General features: G+C 43.3%; 29 protein-coding genes. 1 reads left to right on the top strand and 28 read right to left on the bottom strand.

Going from position 1 to position 20788, the window contains the following annotated elements:
- From ACMN7X_RS00395 to ACMN7X_RS00315, 17 genes are all read right to left on the bottom strand, one after another.
- The coding region (locus tag ACMN7X_RS00395) for a type Z 30S ribosomal protein S14 (protein ID WP_418745536.1) at window positions 1-149 on the bottom strand (149 nt) is incomplete at its 3' end.
- Window positions 150-164: 15 nt separating this feature from the next.
- On the bottom strand, window positions 165-704 hold the full coding sequence (rplE, locus tag ACMN7X_RS00390) for a 50S ribosomal protein L5 (protein WP_418745534.1): 540 nt from the start codon (window positions 702-704) through the stop codon (window positions 165-167).
- A 22-nt stretch (window positions 705-726) separates the two neighbouring features.
- A complete protein-coding gene (rplX, locus tag ACMN7X_RS00385; RefSeq protein ID WP_418463169.1) occupies window positions 727-1041 on the bottom strand; it encodes a 50S ribosomal protein L24 in 315 nt (104 codons plus the stop codon).
- 13 nt (window positions 1042-1054) lie between these two features.
- Window positions 1055-1423 (bottom strand): 50S ribosomal protein L14, encoded by a 369-nt coding sequence (gene rplN, locus ACMN7X_RS00380; protein WP_418745533.1) that lies wholly within the window; start codon window positions 1421-1423, stop codon window positions 1055-1057.
- 27 nt (window positions 1424-1450) lie between these two features.
- Window positions 1451-1705 (bottom strand): 30S ribosomal protein S17, encoded by a 255-nt coding sequence (gene rpsQ, locus ACMN7X_RS00375; protein ID WP_418745532.1) that lies wholly within the window; start codon window positions 1703-1705, stop codon window positions 1451-1453.
- A gap of 21 nt (window positions 1706-1726) precedes the next feature.
- A complete protein-coding gene (rpmC, locus tag ACMN7X_RS00370) occupies window positions 1727-1936 on the bottom strand; it encodes a 50S ribosomal protein L29 (RefSeq protein WP_132091758.1) in 210 nt (69 codons plus the stop codon).
- The gene (gene rplP / locus ACMN7X_RS00365; protein WP_178040980.1) at window positions 1926-2363 is read right to left on the bottom strand and encodes a 50S ribosomal protein L16; all 438 of its coding nucleotides are present in this window, start codon (window positions 2361-2363) and stop codon (window positions 1926-1928) included. Before rplP ends, rpmC begins: the two co-directional genes overlap by 11 nt.
- Window positions 2363-3019, bottom strand: a complete 657-nt coding sequence (rpsC, locus tag ACMN7X_RS00360; protein ID WP_178625967.1) for a 30S ribosomal protein S3 — start codon at window positions 3017-3019, stop codon at window positions 2363-2365. The genes rplP and rpsC overlap by 1 nt, the downstream gene beginning before the upstream one ends.
- Window positions 3020-3029: 10 nt before the next feature.
- On the bottom strand, window positions 3030-3416 hold the full coding sequence (gene rplV / locus ACMN7X_RS00355) for a 50S ribosomal protein L22 (protein ID WP_178040982.1): 387 nt from the start codon (window positions 3414-3416) through the stop codon (window positions 3030-3032).
- Between the two features lie 20 nt (window positions 3417-3436).
- Entirely contained in the window at window positions 3437-3715 is a 279-nt protein-coding gene (rpsS, locus tag ACMN7X_RS00350; RefSeq protein ID WP_178040983.1) for a 30S ribosomal protein S19, read from the bottom strand.
- Window positions 3716-3739: 24 nt separating this feature from the next.
- A complete protein-coding gene (gene rplB, locus ACMN7X_RS00345; protein WP_418745535.1) occupies window positions 3740-4585 on the bottom strand; it encodes a 50S ribosomal protein L2 in 846 nt (281 codons plus the stop codon).
- A 91-nt stretch (window positions 4586-4676) separates the two neighbouring features.
- On the bottom strand, window positions 4677-4976 hold the full coding sequence (gene rplW, locus ACMN7X_RS00340; protein WP_132091739.1) for a 50S ribosomal protein L23: 300 nt from the start codon (window positions 4974-4976) through the stop codon (window positions 4677-4679).
- Window positions 4976-5593: a 50S ribosomal protein L4 gene (gene rplD, locus ACMN7X_RS00335; protein ID WP_418745531.1), complete on the bottom strand. Its 618-nt coding sequence runs from the start codon at window positions 5591-5593 to the stop codon at window positions 4976-4978. The genes rplW and rplD overlap by 1 nt, the downstream gene beginning before the upstream one ends.
- 27 nt (window positions 5594-5620) lie before the next feature.
- Complete coding sequence (gene rplC, locus ACMN7X_RS00330) at window positions 5621-6250, bottom strand: 50S ribosomal protein L3 (protein ID WP_418745530.1); 630 nt, start codon at window positions 6248-6250, stop codon at window positions 5621-5623.
- A gap of 129 nt (window positions 6251-6379) precedes the next feature.
- On the bottom strand, window positions 6380-6697 hold the full coding sequence (rpsJ, locus tag ACMN7X_RS00325; protein ID WP_132091730.1) for a 30S ribosomal protein S10: 318 nt from the start codon (window positions 6695-6697) through the stop codon (window positions 6380-6382).
- A 369-nt stretch (window positions 6698-7066) separates the two neighbouring features.
- Window positions 7067-8518, bottom strand: coding sequence for a 4-hydroxyphenylacetate 3-hydroxylase family protein (locus ACMN7X_RS00320; protein WP_418745529.1), 1452 nt, complete (start codon window positions 8516-8518; stop codon window positions 7067-7069).
- Window positions 8519-8733: 215 nt separating this feature from the next.
- Window positions 8734-10242 (bottom strand): sigma-54 interaction domain-containing protein, encoded by a 1509-nt coding sequence (locus ACMN7X_RS00315; protein WP_418745528.1) that lies wholly within the window; start codon window positions 10240-10242, stop codon window positions 8734-8736.
- 201 nt (window positions 10243-10443) lie between these two features.
- Here ACMN7X_RS00315 and ACMN7X_RS00310 point away from each other — a divergent pair, with 201 nt between their 5' ends.
- Window positions 10444-11307 (top strand): class I SAM-dependent methyltransferase, encoded by an 864-nt coding sequence (locus tag ACMN7X_RS00310; RefSeq protein ID WP_418745527.1) that lies wholly within the window; start codon window positions 10444-10446, stop codon window positions 11305-11307.
- Between the two features lie 129 nt (window positions 11308-11436).
- Here ACMN7X_RS00310 and ACMN7X_RS00305 read toward each other — a convergent pair whose 3' ends face one another.
- From ACMN7X_RS00305 to ACMN7X_RS00255, 11 genes are all read right to left on the bottom strand, one after another.
- Window positions 11437-12150 carry a YjjG family noncanonical pyrimidine nucleotidase gene (locus ACMN7X_RS00305; protein WP_418745526.1) on the bottom strand — a complete coding sequence of 238 codons (714 nt, stop codon included), beginning with the start codon at window positions 12148-12150 and terminating at the stop codon, window positions 11437-11439.
- Between the two features lie 28 nt (window positions 12151-12178).
- Entirely contained in the window at window positions 12179-12589 is a 411-nt protein-coding gene (locus ACMN7X_RS00300; protein ID WP_418745525.1) for a hypothetical protein, read from the bottom strand.
- Window positions 12590-12591: 2 nt separating this feature from the next.
- On the bottom strand, window positions 12592-13209 hold the full coding sequence (locus ACMN7X_RS00295) for an NUDIX hydrolase (protein ID WP_418745524.1): 618 nt from the start codon (window positions 13207-13209) through the stop codon (window positions 12592-12594).
- Between the two features lie 148 nt (window positions 13210-13357).
- Window positions 13358-14911, bottom strand: coding sequence for an acyl CoA:acetate/3-ketoacid CoA transferase (locus ACMN7X_RS00290; protein ID WP_418745523.1), 1554 nt, complete (start codon window positions 14909-14911; stop codon window positions 13358-13360).
- A 152-nt stretch (window positions 14912-15063) separates the two neighbouring features.
- Window positions 15064-15660, bottom strand: a complete 597-nt coding sequence (locus tag ACMN7X_RS00285; RefSeq protein ID WP_418745522.1) for a J domain-containing protein — start codon at window positions 15658-15660, stop codon at window positions 15064-15066.
- A complete protein-coding gene (locus ACMN7X_RS00280) occupies window positions 15647-16504 on the bottom strand; it encodes a DUF5685 family protein (protein ID WP_418745521.1) in 858 nt (285 codons plus the stop codon). The genes ACMN7X_RS00285 and ACMN7X_RS00280 overlap by 14 nt, the downstream gene beginning before the upstream one ends.
- Window positions 16505-16513: 9 nt before the next feature.
- Window positions 16514-16909, bottom strand: coding sequence for a hypothetical protein (locus tag ACMN7X_RS00275; RefSeq protein ID WP_418745520.1), 396 nt, complete (start codon window positions 16907-16909; stop codon window positions 16514-16516).
- Window positions 16910-17002: 93 nt separating this feature from the next.
- Complete coding sequence (gene greA, locus ACMN7X_RS00270; protein ID WP_418745519.1) at window positions 17003-17506, bottom strand: transcription elongation factor GreA; 504 nt, start codon at window positions 17504-17506, stop codon at window positions 17003-17005.
- Window positions 17499-18545: a threonine aldolase family protein gene (locus tag ACMN7X_RS00265; RefSeq protein WP_418745518.1), complete on the bottom strand. Its 1047-nt coding sequence runs from the start codon at window positions 18543-18545 to the stop codon at window positions 17499-17501. The genes greA and ACMN7X_RS00265 overlap by 8 nt, the downstream gene beginning before the upstream one ends.
- Before the next feature lie 82 nt (window positions 18546-18627).
- The gene (locus tag ACMN7X_RS00260) at window positions 18628-20061 is read right to left on the bottom strand and encodes a radical SAM protein (protein ID WP_418745517.1); all 1434 of its coding nucleotides are present in this window, start codon (window positions 20059-20061) and stop codon (window positions 18628-18630) included.
- A 15-nt stretch (window positions 20062-20076) separates the two neighbouring features.
- Window positions 20077-20658, bottom strand: a complete 582-nt coding sequence (locus ACMN7X_RS00255; protein WP_418745516.1) for a manganese efflux pump — start codon at window positions 20656-20658, stop codon at window positions 20077-20079.
- Window positions 20659-20788: the final 130 nt, after the last annotated feature.

Below are 20788 nucleotides of genomic sequence, written 5' to 3'. Positions count from 1 at the left end.
TTGTATGCCAGTTCACGGAAGCATACACGGCAGATTCCATATTTTCTTAAATATGCATGCGGACGTCCGCAGATTCTGCAACGATTGTATTCTCTGGTAGAGAATTTCTGTGGGCGCTGCTGTTTAACTTTCATCGCTGTTTTAGCCATGGATTTCCCTCCTAACTACTTTTTAAATGGCATGCCAAATAATCTTAATAATTCACGAGCTTCTTCATCTGTATGGGCTGTTGTAACGAAAATAACATCCATACCTCTAACCTTATCAACTTTGTCATACTCGATTTCAGGGAAGATTAATTGTTCTTTAATACCTAAAGCGTAGTTACCTCTTCCGTCAAACGCATCCGGATTTACACCTCTAAAGTCACGTACACGTGGCAGTGCAAGGTTAATCAGACGATCTGCGAACTCATACATCTTTTCGCCTCTCAGAGTTGTCTTACATCCAATAGCCATACCCTCTCTGATCTTGAAGTTGGCAACGGAATTTTTTGCTTTGGTCGTAATAGCTTTCTGACCTGCAATAATTTCCATATCTTTTACAGCAGATTCCAGAACTTTAGCGTTGTCTTTAGCTTCGCCAACGCCCATGTTCAAAACGATTTTATCGATTTTCGGTACCTGCATAACATTTTTATATCCAAACTTTGAAATCATTGCCGGAACGATTTCATTGTAGTACATATCTTTTAATCTACTCACCGCGAATAACCTCCCTTCTCAATTAGTCAATAACTTCGCCTTTGAAGTCTTTATGCTTAGCAATACGAACTTTTTTGCCGTCTTTCTCAGCAAAACCGACACGTGTTGCTTTTCCTTTGTAAACATACATAACATTGGACGCATCGATCGGGGCTTCCTGAGTAACGATGCCGCCGGCCTGATTCTGAGGAGATGGTTTTGTATGTTTTGTAACCATATTCACACCTTCTACAAGAACAGTACCTTTTTTATGATTTACAGCAATAACTTTGCCTTCTTTACCTTTATCTTTACCTGCGATTACCTTTACAAGGTCATCTCTCTTAATTTTCATCATGGTTGGCGCCTCCTTAAAGTACTTCCGGTGCCAGGGAAACAATCTTCATAAACTGTTTCTCTCTCAGTTCTCTGGCTACAGGTCCAAAAATACGAGTTCCTCTTGGATTATTATCATCCTTGATGATAACTGCAGCATTTTCATCGAATCTGATATATGAACCGTCTTTACGGCGGGCACCCTTTACAGTACGAACTACAACGGCTTTAACAACATCGCCCTTCTTTACAACACCGCCTGGTGTTGCATCTTTGACCGAAGCAACGATAATGTCACCGATATTCGCATATCTTCTTGTTGAACCACCTAATACGCGGATGCAGAGTAATTCTTTTGCACCTGTATTGTCAGCAACACGAAGTCTAGTCTCCTGTTGAATCATGACGTTACCTCCTTAATCCAAAACCAATTATTTAGCTTTTTCAACGATTTCCACAAGTCTCCATCTCTTATCTTTGGATAACGGTCTTGTTTCCATCACTTTTACTCTGTCACCAATGTTACATTCATTTGCTTCATCGTGAGCTTTCAATTTGTAAGTTCTATTAACAATCTTCTTATAAAGAGGATGTTTTACACGGTCTTCAATAGCAACAACGATCGTTTTATCCATCTTATTGCTGACTACTCTTCCAACTCTTACTTTTCTAAGGTTTCTTTCCACAACAAATTCCTCCTTTCCAGATTACTGTGCAGCGTTCGCTTTTTCAGAGATAACTGTCTGAATTCTTGCGATGTTTCTGCGAACTTCTTTGATTCTGCTTGTGTTATCTAACTGATTTGTTGCGTTCTGGAATCTCAGGTTGAAAAGTTCCTTTTTAGCAGCTACTAATTCGTCATTTAATTCTGCAGCTGATTTCTTTTTTAAATCTTCTACATATACATTAATTTTCACTGTTATCACCGCCTTCTAAGTCTTCGCGAGAAACAACTTTACATTTTACAGGAAGCTTATGTGTTGCAAGACGAAGAGCCTCTCTGGCCACTTCTTCAGACACACCGGCAATTTCAAACATTACACGGCCCGGCTTAACAACTGCTACCCAGTATTCAAGGGACCCTTTACCGGAACCCATACGTGTTTCAGCAGGTTTTGTAGTTACTGGTTTATCTGGGAAAATTTTGATCCAAACTTTACCACCACGTTTAATGTAACGTGTCATAGCGATACGGGCTGCCTCAATCTGGTTTGACTTAATCCAACCTGGCTCCAAGGCTACGATACCATATTCACCATAAGAAATTTTATTGCCACGTGTTGCCTTTCCTTTCATAGTACCACGGAACTGCTTACGACGTTTAACTCTTTTAGGCATTAACATTATTTATCGCTCCCTTCCTTTGTTCCCTTTACTGGAAGTACTTCTCCATGGTAAATCCATGTTTTAACACCAACTTTACCATAAGTTGTATCAGCTTCTGCAAATCCGTAATCAATGTCAGCACGAAGTGTCTGAAGCGGAATAGTACCTTCGCTGTAGAATTCTGTACGAGCCATATCAGCTCCGCCAAGACGACCGGATACGGAAGTCTTAATACCCTGGCATCCAGCTCTCATTGTTCTCTGCATTGCAGATTTCATTGCTCTACGGAAAGAAATACGATTTTCCAACTGAGCGGCGATGTTTTCAGCGACAAGCTGAGCATCTCTTTCTGGTCTCTTTACTTCTTTGATGTCAAGAAGTAATTTTTTATCTGTGAACTTCTGAAGTTCTTTCTTAACTTTTTCGATCTCAGAACCACCTTTACCGATAACTACACCAGGTTTTGCTGTGTAGATGATAATTTTCAGACGGTCAGATGCTCTTTCGATTTCGATTTTAGCTACACCTGAATTGTATAATCTCTTTTTAAGGTATTTTCTGATCTCATAATCTTCTACCAGATTATCTGCAAAATCAGCTTCTGCATACCATCTGGAATCCCAATCCTTAATAATTCCGACTCTGAGGCCGTGAGGATTAACTTTCTGTCCCATGATTTTCCTCCTATCTCTCATTCAGCACAATGGTAATATGGCTTGTTCTCTTTTCGATTCGATAAGCTCTGCCCTGTGCTCTCGGCTGAATTCTCTTCATTGTAGGTCCTTTATCTGCATAGCACTCTTCAATGAATAAGTTATCTGGGTTCATTCCATTGTTGTTCTCTGCATTTGCAATTGCAGATTTCAATAATTTCTCTATAACTGTAGAAGCATATCTTGGGTTGTATGCCAAAATTGCTAATGCTGTTTTTACATCCTTGCCTCTGATCGCATCGAGAACGAAGCACGCTTTCTGAACGGATACTCTGGCATAGGATAACTTTGCGCTTGGCCGCGTATCTTTATTCGCATTTCTTTCTCTCTTAATCTGACTTCTATGTCCTTTAGCCATGGATAAAACCTCCTTTCAAACTAACGTCTTGCTTTCTTTTCATCCTTGCCATGTCCTCTGTAAGTACGAGTGGCAACGAATTCTCCTAATTTATGACCAACCATATCTTCAGTAACATATACCGGAACATGTTTTCTGCCATCATGTACAGCAATTGTATGTCCAACCATCTGCGGGAAGATTGTAGAACGGCGGGACCAGGTCTTAATAACAGACTTGTCGCCTGCAGCGTTCATAGCGGCTACTTTTTTAAGTAAGCTTGCATCTGCAAATGGTCCTTTTTTTAATGATCTAGACATGCGTCTTACCTCCTTAGATTATTCTTATTTAATCATGCTTCCATCGCGTCTGCGAACAATCATCTTATTGGATTTCTTGTTCTTCTTACGAGTCTTAAGGCCCAGTGCCGGTTTGCCCCATGGAGTCATTGGGCCAGAACGTCCGATTGGCGCACGTCCTTCACCACCACCGTGTGGATGGTCATTCGGGTTCATAACAGAACCGCGGACTGTCGGGCGGATACCCATGTGACGTTTACGACCGGCTTTACCGATGTTGATCAGCTCGTGATCTGTATTGCCAACCTGTCCGATCGTAGCACGGCCGTTAATCGGTACCATTCTCATTTCACCGGATGGTAATCTAAGGGTTGCATATTTTCCTTCTTTAGCCATTAACTGAGCAGCGTTACCAGCGGAACGAACCAGCTGGCCACCCTTGCCAGGATATAACTCAATGTTGTGTACCTGAGTACCAACAGGAATTTCAGAAAGCGGCAGGCAGTTGCCCACTCTGACTTCAGCGCCGGCACCGCTCATAACTTTCATTCCAACCTGAAGTCCGTTTGGAGCCAGGATATAGGAATATTCACCGTCTGCATAGCAGATCAAAGCGATATTTGCTGTTCTGTTCGGATCGTATTCGATCGCTTTAACTGTAGCAGGAATACCATCTTTTTTGTTTCTCTTAAAGTCGATAATTCTATATTTCTGTTTTGCGCCGCCGCCATGATGTCTAACTGTAATTTTCCCCTGATTATTACGGCCGGCTGTTTTTTTCTTTTTGGCAACTAAGGATTTCATCGGTGTGGATTTTGTGATCTCCGCGAAATCAGAGCCGGTCATATGTCTTCTGGAAGGTGTATATGGGTTAAATGTCTTAATACCCATTATGTTCACTCCTTTCAAGTGTCTGATTTATTGTCACGCTTGTTTGCGTATATTTTATAGTTTCAGCAGATCTTATTAACATTAACAAGTCTTACAGTCCGGCGAAGATTTCAATATCTTTGCTGTCTTCTGTTAATTTAACGATTGCTTTTTTTGTTTTTGCTGTTTTTCCGTAAACCATGCCGCGGCGTTTGTTTTTGCCTTCGCAGTTCATTGTGTTCACGCTTGCGACTTTTGTTCCTTCGAACATTTTTTCAACAGCTTCTTTTACCTGGCTTTTTGTTGCCTGCGGATGCACCAAGAAAGTGTATTTTTTCTCAGCCATCTGGTTCATACTCTTTTCTGTAATCACTGGTTTAAGGATTACGTCATAATATTTAATATCAGCCATTATGCGTACACCTCCTGGATTGTAGCAACTGCATCCTGAGTAACCACTAATGTGTCATATTTCAGAATATCGTATACGTTGATTGTGCTTGTGGAAGCTGTCTTCACATCCGGAATATTTCTTGCGGATAATACAACATTGTTATTATTATCAACAACCACCAATGCTTTGGAAACTTTTAAAGCATCCATAACAGCTTTGAATTTCTTTGTCTTGATCTCTTCCATATTGAACGCATCCAAAACGATCATTTTGTTTTCAGCAACTCTGGAAGATAATGCGGATTTAAGAGCCGCTCTCTTTTCTTTTTTATTTAATTTGAAAGAATAATCTCTTGGCTTCGGAGCAAATACAACGCCACCGCCTGTCCACTGCGGAGCTCTTGTTGAACCCTGTCTTGCATGACCGGTTCCTTTCTGTCTCCATGGTTTCTTTCCTCCGCCGCTGACCTCAGAACGGGTTTTTGCGCTCTGCGTTCCCTGGCGTTTTGCAGCAAGATGATTTACAACAGCCATGTGTAAAAGATGTTCGTTGATCTCAACGCCAAACACAGCATCGCTTAATTCCATCTCGCCAATCTGATTGCCTTCGATATTATAAACAGATACATTTGCCATCTGTATGTCCTCCTTCCTCAAAGCTCATTAGGCTTTGGTTGATTCCTTAATCATTACTAAAGATTTCTTAGGTCCCGGCACCGCACCTTTAACTAAGATTAAGTTCTGTTCAGCATCAACTCTGACAACCTCAAGGTTCTGAACAGTGATTCTTACTGCACCCATATGTCCCGGCATTTTCTTTCCTTTGAAAACGCGGCCCGGTGTTGTTGCGGAACCGTTGGAACCTGCATGTCTGTGGTATTTGGAACCATGAGCCATAGGTCCTCTGGACTGTCCGTGTCTCTTAATTGCGCCCTGGAAGCCTTTACCTTTGGACTTGGCAGTAGCATCAATCTTATCGCCGGCAGCAAAAACATCTGCCTTGATCTCCTGACCTACAGCATAGCTTTCAGCATCTTCTAATCTGAATTCCCGAACAAATCTCTTCGGAGCAACGCCTGCTTTTGCAAAATGGCCCTTCATCGGTTTGTTCACTAATTTTTCTCTGATATCGCCGAATCCAACCTGAACTGCAGCGTATCCATCATTTTCTACAGTCTTAACCTGTGTTACCACACATGGGCCAGCCTGAAGAACTGTCACCGGAGTCAAAACTCCATCTTCGTTGAAAATCTGAGTCATTCCAACTTTGGTTGTTAAAATCGCTTTCTTCATATTTACCTCCTGTTTCATCTACAGCGGATTACACTGTATGTGCAATCATCCTAGATGTATTGATTCGGTAACCTTGCCGAGCGGCAATCTATATACTTCCTCAACACTAAGGATAATTTCCATCATTAATTATTTTGTTTTCATCTTGATGTCGATGTACACACCAGCAGGCATCTCCAATCTGGATAATGCGTCTACAGTCTTCTGAGTCGGTGTGATGATATCAATCAATCTCTTATGCGTTCTCTGCTCAAACTGTTCCCGGGAATCTTTATATTTGTGAACAGCTCTAAGAATCGTAACTACTTCCTTCTTTGTCGGCAGCGGCACCGGTCCGCTCACCTTAGACCCCGTTTTCTTTACAGTTTCGATAATTTTTCCGGCACTCTGATCGATTAATTTGTGGTCATACGCTTTTAACGTAATTCTCATAACTTGACTTGCCATAAAAAAAGTCGCCTCCTTTTCGCACTTTTACATTCAGTACGACAAGCGGTGACTGTACATCTTCCCGTGTGTGTCCTTTTCTTTCTACGCACACGTCATCTCTGTTCCTCACAGATGGTTCTACATTGTACAGTGACTTGTCGCCAGTTTCATAACTTGACATTCGCTCCACGGAACACCTGCATGGCCTGCAGCAACCTCACGCTTCAAAGCTATCAATGTCACAACATTCGTTATTATACATGATTTGCCAACAATATGCAAGTTTTTTTTTGCATTTTTACGAAAACACCAGAGACTGAACTTTTTAATACCCAAAGTTCTGCCTCTGGTGAAATTTTACTGCAATTTTTTCATAATTTCAATCCATTAATCTTCAATATGTACAATATCTTTTGCCAACTGTTTTTTACCCGGCATATTGCTCTGTCTGGAAATCATAATTCTCTGTGCCTGAGGGCTTCCCGCACCGTGGAGGGACTCTGTCAGGTAGCCGACGGCTGCCGTACCCAGAGTAAGGTTTTCAATCAGACGCATGATTTTGAAACGGTTTTCAACAGAGGTTGTCGATGTGCCTGCAAAATATTTTTTGATATACGGTCCGGCTACCGGATGGTTGATATCTTTTTCAGACGGCAGAGTTACCATCAGACCTCCGGCGATATCCTGTGCCAGACGGGCGATCTCATACGGGAAGCGGGTAACATTCTGCTTACATACATTTGCCAGCATCAAATCGATGAGATAGTTTCCGGAAGCAGTTTCCGTACCTTCCGCGGAACAGGCAATGCCACAGCAGTATAAAGTCTCATTCAAATGAGTCATTTCAATCAGTTTATCCTTAACATGAGAAGCTTTCTCGGCGCCGTTATATTCGGCAGCCAATGCGGAAGCTCCGATCAGAACATCACCCACGCCGACTTTACATCCGCCGTAACTCTGTCTGTGATATCCGGCAAACCGCTCAACAAGCATACCGGCAAATTCTGTTTCACCATTTAAGAAAATACGGTCATTCGGAACAAATACATTGTCAAATACAGTCAGGGCTTCCATTCCGCCGTAAACATCATTGCCCACATCCAATGGGCTGTTTTCTGTTTTTCTTGTATCGCAGCTCTGACGTCCGACAACCATAATAAGGCCTTCGGAATCCAGCGGCACTGCAAAAGAAACGGCATAGTCTTTATCATCCGGCCCCATAGCGATCGTCGGCATAACAAGAACTTCATGGGAATTAACAATACCTGTCTGATGGGCTTTTGCACCGCGGACAACGATGCCGTCCGGGCGGCGTTCAACCACATGAAGGAACAGATCCGGGTCAGCCTGTTTGGAAGGTGCAAGGCTGCGGTCACCCTTTGTATCTGTCATCGCGCCATCGACAACAAGGTCATTTTCCTGAACATACGCAGCAAACTTTCTGAAATTCTCATGATAATGGGTGCCGCATTTCTGGTCCACTTCATAAGTTGTGCTGTACACTGCATTGAAAGCATCCATGCCAACACAGCGCTGGAAGCAGGCCGCAGTCTTCTGTCCGAGCAGACGCTGCATTTTTACTTTTTTCACCAAATCCGAAGCACTCTGATGGATATGGGTAAAACGATTAATCTTTTCACCGGTGAGATTGGATGTTGCCGTCATTAAATCTTCATATTCCGGCATCTGAGCCAGATCATAGGTTGCTTTAACCGAATTGATCGCTGGCTGCAGAATCGGATTGCCTACAGCAGTCTGAATTTCCTCACCGAAAAGGAAAATCCGCATCTTCATTTTCTTTAAACTTTCTTCATACTCTTTACCTGTCATTAAAGCCATAGTTACCTCTCCTTTTTTATTTTAGCTTTTCTCTGCCATTTTTGTTATCAATTTAACTAATAGCATATTTCGTGCCAACTTAGAAACAGAATGAAAAAGCCTGTAAAATAAGGAACTGACGGATAACTTCTCCGTTTTTCCATCAGTTCTTTTAGTGTTTTTTCTCAATTATGAGAATTCTTTTTCTTTTCTCTTTCTCATTTATGAGATATTTCTTATATTTGAGAATTATTCTTATTAAAATCCGTCTCATCCGACATATATTTTTCTTCGAGATACCTTTTTCTTCTTGAAAGTGTCTTTATATTCACCCCAAGTTTTGCCGCCGTCTTCTCCAACGTTTGATACTGTTCATAGTATTCTTTAATATATTTCAGTTCGATTCTTTCCAGGGTCTCTTTCAGATTCACGTTTCCAATTTCCTGCTGTTCAACGTGGAAACGGGATTCCTCTTTTTTTATATCTGCCACAGATATAATATCCTCATCACTCAATATGACCATTTTCTCTATCGTATTTTTGAGTTCCCGAACATTTCCCGGCCAATCATAATCTTCAAGCATTTTATAGGAATAGGCGCTAAGTCTTTTATTCGTCTTAAACTTATCATTAAAACGTTTCAAAAACAGATTGGCCAACGGAACAATATCCCTCTTTCGCTCTCTCAGCGGCGGTATTTCAATATTCACCACATTTAAACGGTAATAAAGGTCCGCCCGGAATTCATTCTGCTCAACCATCTGCATTAAATCTCTGTTCGTCGCGGCAATCACCCGCACATCTACCGTTTTTGGTTTTCCTGCGCCAACCCGTATAATTTCTTTTTCCTGGAGGGTCCGCAAAAGCTTCATTTGAACATTAAAGGGAAGCTCGCCAATTTCATCCAAAAACAACGTTCCTCCATCAGCGATCTCAAAATATCCCGGCTTCCCCTTCGGCAGACCGCCGGTAAACGCGCCGCCCACATAGCCGAACAACTCTGTTTCAATCAAATCCTTTGAAATTGCCCCGCAATTCAAACAGAGCATGATCTTATCCTTTCTCAGGCTGTTCTGATGAATAAAATTTGCCAGCATTTCTTTCCCTGTGCCGGTCTCTCCCTGAATCAATACTGTTGCGTCCTTATCAGCCACCTTCGACGCCTTATAAATAGTTTCATACATTCGGGGATCATTCACAAGAAGCTGAGACTGATTGATATTCTGTTGCGCGATGGTTTTAATCCGTTCTTCATATTCCAAAACCTGCTCATTTTTCCGTGTTAATTCCCGGCGCAGGTCTTCAATCATCTGGAAATCTCTCGTGTTGCTCACAATCATGGAGATATTGCCGTCCTCATCAAAAATCGGCGTACTGCTGATATAGGCCTTTCTCCCGGTTCTATAAAATGTCTGCTCTATGGTCATCGGTTTGCCGGACTGAATGGTAATTAAGGAAGCTGAATAAGAAATTAATTTTCCCTCCAGTTCCCTCACATTCTTCCCCAAAATTTCTTCGCCTTTAATCCCCGACATTTCCTCATAGGCCTTATTCACCTTCAGAATCCGGCCTTCACCGTCAGTGATAAAAAAGCCGTCCTGGGAATCCTCAAAAATGGCGCTTAACTTCTCATAAACTTCCCGGGTATAGGCCAATTCATCCGCAACCGCATCAATCCCTTCAGATTTAAGCTGTTCCAAATTCAACGCTTTATTGTACCTGCTAAAATCTAATAAATTATTCATCCGATCCTTCCCCCGCTTCAATATCCCTCTTTTATAATTATAGTTCATTTTTCACGAATTCCATAGATATATTTTTAAAAAACCTGTCAATTCCTGTCGGCCATTCTAAAAACTTTAACATTATCCGCAATGGCCGGGATGGACAAAACAAAGTCCCTCATGTATTATATATAAGTAGAAAAAGCACGAAGAGGTGTCATTATGTTTATTGCCAATCATTGGAAAGATTATGAGGTTATCGATACATCCGGCGGTGAAAAGCTGGAACGCTGGGGCAAATATCTTCTTGTTCGTCCAGACCCGCAGGTTATATGGAACACGCCAAAAACTCACAGGGGATGGAAGAAAATGAACGGTCACTATCACCGCAGCAATAAAGGCGGCGGTCAGTGGGAATTTTTTGATCTGCCGGAACAGTGGGCAATCCATTATGGCAGTCTTACCTTTAATTTAAAACCATTTAGTTTTAAGCACACCGGTCTTTTTCCTGAACAGGCTGCAAACTGGGACTGGTTCAGCAAATTGATCCGGGATGCTCACCGTCCCATTAAAATATTAAATCTTTTTGCATATACCGGCGGAGCCACCTGCGCTGCCGCGGCTGCCGGAGCCAGCGTCACCCATGTGGATGCTTCAAAGGGAATGGTCACCTGGGCTAGGGAAAATGCCCGTTCCAGCGGTCTGGCCGAGGCGCCGATCCGCTGGATTGTGGATGACTGCGTAAAATTTGTCGAAAGAGAAATACGACGCGGAAACAGTTACGACGCTATCATTATGGATCCGCCATCCTACGGCCGCGGTCCAAAAGGAGAAATATGGAAAATTGAAACCAATATCCATCCGTTTATCCAATTATGCGCAAAGCTTCTCAGCGATAAACCGCTGTTTTATCTTATGAATTCCTATACGACCGGTTTACAGCCGGCAGTGCTGACCTATATGCTGTCCACTGAATTAGTTCCAAAATTCGGCGGTCACGTTATTTCCGATGAAGTCGGACTGCCCGTATCAAGCAACGGACTGATTCTTCCATGCGGTGCTTCCGGCCGCTGGAGCCGGGAATAGGCCCATATTTCAAGGAGGAAGCCTCCGGATTACAAAAACCCACTATTCACCTTTCATCTTGAAAGTGTCATAGTGGGTTACATACTTTAAAAATAAATTATATTTTGCCATCTAAACTTTATTTTGAATTTAAACGTGTTCCTCTAAAATATTCCAGATTTGCCACAAATCCTCAATCTCATAATCCACAGAAATATTTTCTGTGTTGGCCTCACCGGCAGGCCGATACCAACAGCAGTCTATTCCGGCGTTCACACCGCCCTTCATATCGCTGGTTAAAGAATCGCCGATAATCAACATCCTGCTCAACTGTGACGGCGACGGCTCCTTAGTTCCAAATATCTGCTCAAAACAAGCTTCAAAAAATTCCTTTTTAGGTTTTGGCACGCCCAATTCATCCGATATAAAACTGCCATCCATAATTTTGTCAAAACCGGATTCTTTCAGTTTTGTCTTTTGAACATCTACCCATCCATTTGTAACCACGTACTGCCGCAGCCCCTTCTCTTTCAACTCCTTGCATAATTCAAGGGAATTGTCCTGGATAAACCAGGCATGACCGAGGTGTCCCTCATAGCTCATCAAAAAGGCTTCCGGATCGGCCTTGATCTTCCTCTTTCCCAGGAATTCCACAAAACGGCCGAGAAGCACCTCAGCCTTTGTCAATTCCCCCGTCTCCAAACGCTTCCAATAAGAAATATTAATTTGAGAATATTCGGAAATCAGTTCTTCTGTCGGAATCACATCAACCTCTCTGAGGCTCTGGCTCAACGCCTTAGCTTCGGCTCGCTTAAAATCCATCAGTGTTCCATCTATATCCCAAAATAAAATATCGTATTTCATAAATTTATCTCCACAAAATTATTCCATATTATAAAATCGTATCTGCCGTGTACATCGGTTCAAAATCTTCCGTATCACTGCACAAAAATCCGCCTTTGGCTTCCATGATTTCTTTAATGACTGTCCGGGCTTTCATCGAATCTCCCTCTTCATAGCTGACTACATAGATGGACTGAATCTTCTTTTCCGCAATAAATTCCAAATCCAGAGGATCGATAAAACATTCCCGGCCATCCTGAAAAATAAGTGAATCACTGTCCAAAACCACTTCCATTAAATTTAATTCCGGCCATATATCCACTTTCTCCTCATCCACGGATTTTACCAGTGACATTAATTCCCTGGCATCCGTCTTTTCCGGCGTCATATAATAAAATTCAAGGATTTTCTTTTTCCGTTTCTGAGCTTCCACAATCGCATTTTTCTTTATCTTTTTCATCTTCAATCTTTTATCTCCCATCCGGCATCCCGCATAATCTGCACCGTGCTTCGCATGATCCGCGCTGTAATTCCCCAGATCACCCTGTTTTCATATTCATAAAATACAACCGGATATTTCCCGGTATTCCAGCGATATTTGTATCCATTTTGAACCTTGTCCCACGGAAAGTCTTCCGGCGGTTCTGTATACACATTATTATAGTAGATTCTCGGTTCATTTTCCATAAAAAAACTTAAAGGCACTGTAAACACTTCATGTACTTCATCCCGGCTGAAAGTCCCCTGATATCCTCTCAGGATCCCCAGATAAGGATAAATCATCATATTGAAAGGGGATATAAAAATATCCATCGGCGCTTCAATCTGAATCTGTTCCGGCGAAAGCAATAATTCCTCACAAATTTCCCGATATGCGGCCGCTTCCGCCGCTTCGCCCCTATTACATCCGCCTCCCGGAAAACAGATTTCCCCGGGCTGGTGTTTCAGACCGATCGCCCGCACCTCAAAAAGCACTTCATACCCCTTCTCTGTTTCAATCAGCGGTATCACCACCGCCGAGCGTCGATAACTCCCCATTTCAATCAACGACGGCTTGCGTCCCCGAAGTTTCTCAAGCATTCTATCGCTCCATTCTGTTTCATCATTTTATATTTATTTTACACTAACCCCTTTCATTTGAAAAGGGGGGTAAAAAAAGGACGGCCCCCCAACGTAAATATTCGTTGAAAAACCGCCCCTGCATAGGCAAAGCTATGATTCTAACAATTTATGCAATTTTTTTGGAAAGGTCCATCAATTCCTCACGGAAGAGGAAATCAGCCATAGGTTTCAAATCCTTGGAAATCAAAGGTTTGAAGTCCATATGTGCAAGAATGTCTTTTTCAAGGTCAACACCCGGCGCAATTTCGATGAGCATCAGGCCGCCTTCTGTCAATTTAAACACAGCGCGTTCAGTGATATAAAGAACATCTTTGCCCAGGCGCTGTGCATAGTGTCCGCTGAAGGTAATCTGCTCTACATGATTCATAAACTTGCGGCTCTTTCCTTCCTGAAGAATACGAAGTTCTCCGTCTTCAACAGCGACTTCCAAACCGCCGGCCGTGAATGTTCCGCAGAAAACAACCCGCTTTGCATTCTGAGTAATATTGATAAAACCTCCGCAGCCCGCAATCTTCGGCCCAAATTTGCTGACATTGATATTTCCGGCTTCATCACACTGGGCCAGGCCAAGGAATGCCATATCCAAACCGCCGCCATCATAGAAATCAAACTGATATGGCTGATCCAGAATACAATCCGGATTGGATACCGCGCCAAAGCTCTTGCCGCCCGCCGGAACACCGCCGATCGGACCGGATTCTACGGTCAGCTTGAGGCCTTTAACGCCTTCTTCATTCGCCACACTGGCAATACCCTCCGGAATACCGATTCCAAGATTAATAATCGCATTGCTCTGCAATTCAAGTGCCGCGCGGCGGCTGATGATCTTGCGAACCCCCAATTCCATCGGTTTCAGACTGTCCACCGGAACACGGATGTCTCCGCAATAGGCCGGATTGAAACTCTCGCCAAAGGTCTGCATATGATTTTCCGGCTCCGAGATAACAATGGCATCCACATAGATTCCAGGAATCTTTACAAGTCTCGGGTCAATACTTCCGCCCTCAACAACGCTTTCTACCTGAAGGATGACTTTTCCGCCGGAGGCTTTAACCGCCTGAGCAATGGAAAGACTTTCCAGCGTTACCGCTTCTTTTCTCATGCAGGCATTCCCTTCCGGGTCACAATAAGTGGCCCGGATGAATGCCACGTCAATAGGGAAAGATTTATAATAGAGGAACTCATCTCCATCTAATTCGATAAGTTTCACTATATCCTCTGTTGTTTTTGAATTGATCTTTCCGCCGTCCAACCGAGGATCGACAAATGTTTCCAATCCAACATGTGTAATGGTTCCCGGCTTCCCTGCCGCAATATCTCTGAAAAGATGCGTAATAACGCCCTGCGGCAGGTTATAAGCCTCCACCTTGTTTTCCACCGCAAGCTTCTGAAGCTTCGGTGTAAGCCCCCAATGGCCCCCAATAATCTTTTTAAGCATACCTTCATGTCCAAGGTGATTTAATCCTTTGTCCTTGCCATCACCCTGTCCGGCTGCGTAAACAAGCGTCAAATCTCTCGGGCAGCCTGTAGCCAGAAAACGTTTTTCCAAAGCTACTGTCAATTCCTCCGGATGATTACATCCGACAAAACCGCCAACTGCAATCGTGTCTCCGCCCTTAACCAACATCGATGCTTCTTTTGCGCTCATAATTTTTCCCATAATAATACCTCCCATGCTATTGTTCTTACCCTTGTATCCTTAACTTGCTCATATTGTACTAAAATAAATACAATCTGTCCAATTCAGTTTACTCATAGAACAATAACCGGAAGGTATCATACTTTTCGGCCATTCGAGGCTATTTTCTTTATTTAACACGGGCGGCAGCAACAGCCGCACATCATATTTAACGCTAAAATCTGACAGCATATATTGTCCATAGACATCTCCGGGCGGCCATAATTTCCGGCCATGTTCCCATACCACTGCTGGCCGGACTGGAGCTGCTGCCACAGCATTTGATATTGAGCATTATTTGGCTCCATTTCCATGGCCTGACGGGCCATTTCCTGGGCTTTCAGGTTGTTCCCGAGCCCCGCATTGGCAATGGCAGAAAAATAATACCACTGGCCATTCCGGTTCTGAATACCCTCCAAAACGTTTAGGGCCTCCCTGAAGCGCCGGCTGTTAATAAAGTTCGCCGCCGCCTGCATCTCCACCGTATCCGTATCTCCACCGGCTGTTTGGTTATTGTTTTGATAACCGTAGGTTTTATATCCCTGCTCCCGTTCCTTCATAATCTGAGTATAGGCCTGCTGAACTTGTTTGAATTTCTCTTCGGCCGCCTTCTCTCCCGGTTTACCCACATTGGCATCCGGGTGGTATTTCCTGCTCAGAGTCCGATAAGCTTTTTTAATCTCTTCATCCGTCGCCGATGGTGAAACGCCTAATATATCATAAGGATTCATCCTTAACTTCCTCCGTTTTGTTTCTATCACTTCTGATCTTCATATACTTACTCCATACTCCAGCATACAGTATATTCCGTAAAATTTCAACATCTAAGCTTAATGGAAGCTTCTCAAAACTCCGTGCGCAGTCCGCCATCATTAAATCCAGCATAGAAAATATCTTTTTTTCAAAATCCGGCTGGACTTTATATGCCGTCAATGGATTAAACCGGTGTTTTTTGACATCCCTGTCCAAATCCTCATAGGCATCCATCAGATAAATGAACTTTCCAAGATAAAAACCAATATCCGTCAGCATTTCCGCCCAGATATCTTCTTTCCAGTTCATAATTTCTCCGAGCATTGTCCCCGTCAGCCCGGCCAGCACATCCAGATCCCTCTCGCCGGACCGTTCCGCCGCCTCCAACCGGAAAACATAATTTTTCACCGCGCGAAACTGTCTCGGATAGCGATGGGTCAGCTTGCGCACCTTTCCCTGAATCAGATGCATCTGCACCAGGGCCCGGAGCTTTCTGTCATCCTTCCAATGATCCCTGAGCAGATAATAGCTCAAAACCAACGTCATATCCGCCGCATAATCCAGACAGGCATTCTCATATATTTTTAACTTGCGTGTCGGATGGAGCAGACAGCGATACATTTGTTCTTTTCCTGTTTCCTCATCTTCATAAAGGGACATATGCAGCATCGCCATAAAAGTCATATCATTATTCAGGCATAATTGACCAAAGGGGCCATACCTGCGCTTCAATGTCTGACACAACCCGCAATATACCCCTCTGTATTCCCGATAATCTTTAATTTTCAATTCCGGTTCATTAATAACCACATATCCAAACATAGAATCCGCCTAACTTCGCTTGATAAAATCCGTCCCGCATTTCGGGCAATGGATGCTGATCTTCCCTTTGCCCTTCGGAACCCGGACTTTCTGCTTACACTGAGGACATTTATAAATATGGTATCCCTTATTCCGCTCCATAGACTGCTTCTTACCGGTAAACCATCCGGTCAGACGATAGTAATGCCGCAAAAAGGCCTGATTTTCCGCATATCTTTTAGGTATATCCCTGGACAGCATACGAAAATAAATATAGCCGATCAATATCAAGCCAATCCAGTAAAATACCGAAATTCTCAGGAAAATCCCCAGAGCCACCAAAATCAGAGAACACACCGAAAATACCTGGCTCATTTTATCAATTCCATAACGTCCCATCATAAAACGCTGTAACCTGTTACGCATACGCATCGTCCTTCCATTCATACAATGATATTACTATACCCTACCCCCGCCGGGAATTCAATTAAACTTTACTGGATTTTTCCTAAAATATTTCTAAAATTTCTGAATCGGGTCCGAATCATCATCCTGAATTTTCTCTATATTCTTAATCACAATATAATATCCCTGCTTATCGTTGATCTCCACATACACCCGGTCGCCGACTTTATGCCCGAAAATCGCCTTGCCGATCGGAGATTCGGTGCTGATACGCCCTTCCAGCGAATTGCCGCGAATCGTCGTCACCAGCTTAAACCGCTCCGTTTCATCATCATCCTCAAAATAAACGTCCACAAAATTATTCAGACCCACTTCGTCCTCTTTGGATTCATCGGTGACGATCTTTACTGTCCGTATCATTCTCTCAAGATAACGGATCCGGCTTTCATTCTGATTTTTTTCTTTTTTCGCCGCATGATATTCAAAATTCTCGCTCAAATCTCCGTGGGAACGGGCCTCCTTGACCGCCTCAAGAGCATTTTTGCGAACGACCAGTTTTCGATATTCGATCTCCTCTTCCATCTTTTTTATATCATTTTCCGTCAATTCATTATACATTCTTATTCACCTGTCCTAAAATTTCCAATAATTCATCCACATCTTCTTCCAGCGTCGCCCAGCTGGATGCGAAGCGGACAACTGTCCGTCCATCCTCCAGTCTTTCCCAGAAGCTGTAAGAAACCCTGCCGTCCAAAGCCGCCAGCTGACGGTCATCCAAAATAACAAACTGCTGATTTGTCGGCGTGTCCAGATAAAATGTATATCCCCGTTCCATAAGCCCTTTCTTAAGCTTCATCGCCATATCGATGGCATGACGGCTGATCTCAAAATATAAATTATCCGTAAACAGGGTGTCAAACTGAATACCGAGAATACGCCCCTTTGCCAGAAGAGCTCCATGCTGCTTGATACTTGTAAAAAAATGAGGTATCATTCCCGACTTCGGCAAAACCACCGCCTCTCCGAAAAGAGCGCCGACTTTCGTACCTCCGATATAAAAAGCATCACACGCGGCCGCAATATCCTTCAGGGTGACGTCCGTTCCCTCCGCCATAAGGCCGTAGCCCAAGCGGGCGCCGTCCAAATACAAAGGCATGCGATACGCACGGCAGACTTCATGCAGGCCTTCCAGTTCCTCTTTTGTATACAAAGTCCCATATTCTGTCGGATGGGAAATATAGACCATCCCCGGCCAAACCATATGTTCATGATTTTCATCACTATAATAATTTTCCATATATGTTTTCAGTGTTTCCGGCAAAAGTTTCCCCTGCACGCCCGGAATTGTCAATACCTTATGGCCCGTGGCCTCCACGGCGCCGGCTTCATGAACACTGATATGCCCTGTCTCAGCGGCAACAACACCTTCATAGGATTTCAGCACAGAACCGATGACCGTCGAATTCACCTGGGTTCCGCCAACCATAAAATAAACTTCTCCTTCGGGACAGCCGCAGGCATCAAGAATTTTTTTCTTTGCCCTCTCACAATATATATCCGTCCCATAGCCCGGCGTTTTTTCCATGTTTGTCTCCATCAGCCGCTGCAATATGGCCGGATGGGCGCCCTCCATATAATCACTATCAAAATGCTGCATTCTCGTTACTTCCCTTCATCAGTTTTTATCCTGACCCTAATTATAACGAAAATGCAGCATTATGACAATAGATGGATTTTAATTAAGCTCCGACAGCTTTGTCCTCCGTCGGCTTTTTATAATTCTCATACTGTTTCTTTTTATGCTCCGTATGATTCCAGATATCATCGGCGCTCGGCTGCCAGCTGGCGGCATATTCCGTACACTTGCCGCAAAGATGCTCTACCGGCTCCGGAGATTCCAAATCTGTGCTGTGGGCCCCGGTCCGATGCACCATTTCCTGGAGCATTTCCGGATTCTCCAGCATTGGACACGGGCGCAGATGATTCTTATTGAACGGCTGTCCCTCATGATAAGCCATAAATAATGGACTCTTCAAAATCTCAAGAATCGACATATCGTGGATATTCGCATTGGAATAATGGATAAATACACACGGTTCCGCATCTCCGGCCGAATTGATATGGAAATAATTTCGTCCTCCGGCAATACATCCGCCCACATATTCACCGTCATTCTGGAAATCCATAGGGAAGAATTCGATATCCGATTCAGCGGAACGGATATGCCGGATCCTCTGAATCATATATTTACGCTGTTCCACCGTCGGCATCAAATCCGGCACCGCATTATTACCTACCGGCATATAATGGAAATAGAAACCAAAACGCGCTCCCTTTTCCGAAATCATCTTCAAAAATTCATCGCTGGTGACTGCCTCGATATTATAACGGGTATAGCAGATGGATGTCCCGAAAATAATACCGTATTTCTTAAACAAATCCATGGCGTTCATTACCGCGTCATAATGTCCGTCACCGCGGCGGGCATCATTTGTCTCCGGCGTACCTTCGATGGAGAGCTGGAATGTGATATTTCCAAGCCGGACAACCTCCTGACAAAAGGCATCATCAATCAATGTGGAATTCGTATAAATAGAGAACTCAACATCATTGTGCTTTTCAGCCAGCCGCAGAACGTCTTTCTTGCGCACCAGCGGTTCACCGCCGGTCAGCATATAAAGATAAATTCCCAGCTTCTTGCCCTCCGTAATAATCTTATCCATATCTTCAAAACTCAGATTATGTTTATTGCCGTAAGTTCCGGCCCAGCACCCTTCGCAGTGCATGTTGCATGCGGAAGTAGGATCAAATAAAATAAGCCACGGAATATTACAATTATAAATTTCCCGGTTTTTACGAATCATTTTTGTTCCGCGGATAAACGCTTCAAAACCCAGATTCATGATCGCCGTTTTTGCCACGTTTGGATTTGTTTCGTCCAATACCCGGTTGATATAACGTATCCATTTATTATTCGGATCTTTAATGGCGGCTCTTACTTTATCGTAATCCGCTTTCGTAAATCCCTTTCCCCAAAACTGTTCGGCCAGATTTACCGCATCCAGGAACCCCTTCTCCCTGTCCTTATCTACCTGCTTCAATACGGTATCCACCAACACTCCAACGGCCTTTCTCTGCATAGCATGAGACAAATTACTAATTGCTGTATTCATAACATTTCCTCCTTCTTAAATACCTGCTTTCCGGCGTACGATCATATAAACGCCAGCGACTGCCAGCATAAATGCGCCGCCAAGGTTTAATGCGCGCTGGCCTTTAACGCCGCCCCAATATCCAACCCAAAGTCCGCTGATCGCGGATAAAATACTAACACATAAGACACAAATCATATCATACAATGTATCCGGATTCAAGTATGTAATACTCATTCCGACAACGGAAGCCTCAATTCCGGCCCGCGCAGCCTGTATAGCCCACTGTTTTAAGGATAAAGGCTCTGCCCGACATTCAAAAAATTCTTTAACATATATTCCCTCAAACAATCCTTTGGCTATAAATATAAACAAAAAAATCAAAGCGGCATTTCGATAAATATGGTTAACCATATCCATCTCGCAATTTTCTTCGATCATCCAGGTAAGAAAAAAACCTAAAAGCATCAACAGCATCTGGATGGCTCCAAAAACCGCACCGAGTATCACCATTTTTTTTCTGCTCAGACTTGCCTGGGTGGCTCCTACTTTCATTGTATTCTCAAAAATATGGGTCCCCACGCCAAGTGCGATGATGACCACAACGCCAATCGCCATTCGTCCACCGCCCCTCTATTATTCTATTAAATATTTCTGTCTTTATTTACCACTCATCATAAAAAAAAAGATTGAATCTGTTAAGATTCAATCTTTATCTTTTGTTTACTATTTTTGACACTTGGCACAA

It is taken from the genome of Frisingicoccus sp., assembly GCF_048388605.1.
Taxonomy (GTDB): domain Bacteria; phylum Bacillota; class Clostridia; order Lachnospirales; family Lachnospiraceae; genus Frisingicoccus.
This window is presented reverse-complemented; position numbering and strand designations above follow the sequence as displayed.